Below are 1,104 nucleotides of genomic sequence, written 5' to 3'. Positions count from 1 at the left end.
CCGGACAATCAATCGTTTTCGGACTGATCCACAAACAACCAAACTAATTGCCCTCATGTATCTGCAATTCCGACAATCATTGATTGATAACAATCTGTTAAGTGATGAGGCAATTTTCATTGATGGCACTAAAATCCTCGCCGATGCCAACAAGTATTCATTTGTCTGGCGAAAAAGCACGGAAAAATTTGAAAGTAAGTTGGACCAGAAAACCCGGAACTTGTTTAAAGACCTGATTCAAAACAAAGTCAATCTAGCAGTGGCAAGCGAAATGGATCCGACGGATCTTCAGACGCTTAAAGCTGAAGTGGCCGCATTGGACACAGAGATTAACGAATTAGATCAGCAAATCAAAACCGAAAAAATGATTCCCGGTGGTTCACCACGTAAACAACGCCGGCGTCAACTAAAACATCTCCGGCATCTAGTAAGAGATGAATACTTACCTCGTAAACAAAAGTATCGCCAATATCATGAGTGGTTTGGTGATCGGAACAGTTTCTCTAAAACGGATCATGACGCGACTTTTATGCGGATGAAAGAAGATCCGATGCAAAACGGCCAGTTAAAGCCAGGGTACAATCTGCAAATCGCCACCCAATCACAATTCGTTCTCTATTACCAAGTTAATCAACGGCCCACTGACCAGCGAACTTTCATTCCTTTCTTAAAATCAATGAATTTCACGCAAACCCCCGTCAACTATATCGTTGCCGATGCGGGCTACGGCAGTGAGCCAAACTATCAATTCGTTAAAGAGAAATTGGGTAAGATCCCCTTAATCCCTTACACCATGTATCTGAAGGAACAATCGAAGAAATATCGCACCGATCTGAGTAAAGTGATGAACTGGGAATATCATGCCAAAGACGATTACTATGTGGATAACCACCATATTCGCTTTTCATATCACGGCATGAGCCATCGAACAGATAAAAATGGGTTTACCCGCGACTTTAAAGTTTATCGGGCCGACGATTACGATGACCCCGAAGGTTACTATTGGTCGACCACCCGCATGGGTAACCAACGCAGAATCAACATTAACCCGAATTGGGAATTCCAAAAAGAATATATTCGTGAACAGCTTTCAACCCCAGAGGG

Annotated in this window: 1 protein-coding gene; it reads left to right on the top strand. The window is 42.8% G+C overall.

The annotated features are described in order from the left end of the window. The coding region (locus FC98_RS13745; RefSeq protein WP_156637341.1) for a transposase at positions 1 to 1,104 on the top strand (1,104 nt) is incomplete at both ends.

This window comes from Lentilactobacillus kisonensis DSM 19906 = JCM 15041, assembly GCF_001434135.1.
Lineage (GTDB): Bacteria > Bacillota > Bacilli > Lactobacillales > Lactobacillaceae > Lentilactobacillus > Lentilactobacillus kisonensis.
This window is presented reverse-complemented; position numbering and strand designations above follow the sequence as displayed.